General features: G+C 36.0%; 1 protein-coding gene. It reads left to right on the top strand.

Going from position 1 to position 303, the window contains the following annotated elements:
* Nucleotides 1–182 precede the first annotated feature (182 nt).
* The coding region (locus C1G53_RS03745) for an adenylosuccinate synthetase (protein WP_192873103.1) at nucleotides 183–303 on the top strand (121 nt) is incomplete at its 3' end.

The following is a 303-nucleotide window of genomic DNA, read 5'->3' as shown; positions in this document are numbered from 1 at the left end:
ATTTTTTTAAAATATACTTTTAAAAAAATAAAAACATTCGATATATATGAAATTATTGGAATTTCTTGAAAAAATGTTCGTTTTTTGATAGAATAGTGTGTAAAACGAAACTTGCAGGTGAGATTCCTGCCAGAAGTAGAAGAAAGGCTGGGCTGGTTAGCCAGTTCAGAGAAAGAGTGAATATGACATCAGTAGTTGTTGTAGGAACCCAGTGGGGCGACGAAGGTAAGGGTAAAATTACAGACTTCTTGTCTGCTAATGCTGAAGTAATCGCACGTTATCAAGGTGGTGATAACGCTGGAC

It is taken from the genome of Streptococcus suis, from assembly GCF_002960445.1.
Classification (GTDB): domain Bacteria; phylum Bacillota; class Bacilli; order Lactobacillales; family Streptococcaceae; genus Streptococcus; species Streptococcus hyiners.
This window is presented reverse-complemented; position numbering and strand designations above follow the sequence as displayed.